This is a genomic window from Mannheimia haemolytica (genome assembly GCF_004342115.1).
Taxonomy (GTDB): domain Bacteria; phylum Pseudomonadota; class Gammaproteobacteria; order Enterobacterales; family Pasteurellaceae; genus Mannheimia; species Mannheimia haemolytica.
Window position 1 is genome coordinate 1 of record NZ_SMAC01000069.1, and the last position, 1265, is coordinate 1265.

Annotated in this window: 1 protein-coding gene; it reads left to right on the forward strand. The window is 43.4% G+C overall.

From position 1 onward, the window contains the following. A partial coding sequence (gene tuf, locus EDC41_RS13450) for an elongation factor Tu (RefSeq protein WP_006253264.1) occupies window positions 1-1184 on the forward strand: 1184 nt, incomplete at its 5' end. Between the last annotated feature and the right edge of the window lie 81 nt (window positions 1185-1265).

Here is a 1265-nt window from a genome sequence, read left to right on the forward strand (position 1 = left end):
TGTCTAAAGAAAAATTTGAACGTACAAAACCGCACGTTAATGTGGGTACAATCGGCCACGTTGACCATGGTAAAACAACTTTAACAGCAGCAATCACTACCGTATTAGCAAAACACTTCGGTGGTGCAGCTCGTGCATTTGACCAAATCGATAACGCGCCAGAAGAAAAAGCGCGTGGTATCACTATCAACACTTCACACGTTGAGTACGATACAGCAACTCGTCACTACGCACACGTTGACTGCCCGGGACACGCGGACTATGTTAAAAACATGATTACCGGTGCGGCACAAATGGACGGTGCTATCTTAGTAGTAGCGGCAACAGACGGTCCAATGCCACAAACTCGTGAGCACATCTTATTAGGTCGCCAAGTAGGTGTACCATACATCATCGTATTCTTAAACAAATGCGATATGGTAGATGATGAAGAGTTATTAGAATTAGTTGAGATGGAAGTGCGTGAACTTCTTTCACAATACGACTTCCCGGGTGATGACACTCCAATCGTACGTGGTTCAGCGTTACAAGCGTTAAACGGCGTTGCTGAATGGGAAGAGAAAATCCTTGAATTAGCAAACCACTTAGACACATACATTCCAGAGCCTGAGCGTGCGATTGATAAACCATTCTTATTACCAATCGAAGACGTATTCTCAATTTCAGGTCGTGGTACAGTAGTAACAGGTCGTGTTGAGCGTGGTATCATCCGCACTGGTGATGAAGTTGAAATCGTAGGTATCAAAGATACAGCGAAAACAACCGTAACAGGTGTTGAGATGTTCCGTAAATTATTAGACGAAGGTCGTGCGGGTGAGAACGTAGGTGCATTATTACGTGGTACTAAACGTGAAGAAATCGAACGTGGTCAAGTATTAGCGAAACCGGGTTCAATCACTCCACACACAGACTTCGAATCAGAAGTTTACGTATTATCAAAAGAAGAAGGTGGTCGTCACACTCCATTCTTCAAAGGTTACCGTCCACAGTTCTACTTCCGTACAACGGACGTAACAGGTACAATCGAATTACCGGAAGGTGTAGAGATGGTAATGCCTGGCGACAACATCAAAATGACTGTTAGCCTAATTCACCCAATCGCAATGGACGAAGGTTTACGTTTTGCGATTCGTGAAGGTGGTCGTACAGTAGGTGCGGGCGTTGTAGCGAAAATCATCAAATAATTAAGATTGTTTGATAAAGCGAAAAGCTAAATAAAAACTAGAAAGAGGCATATCGAAAGGTATGCCTCTTTTACTTTTATG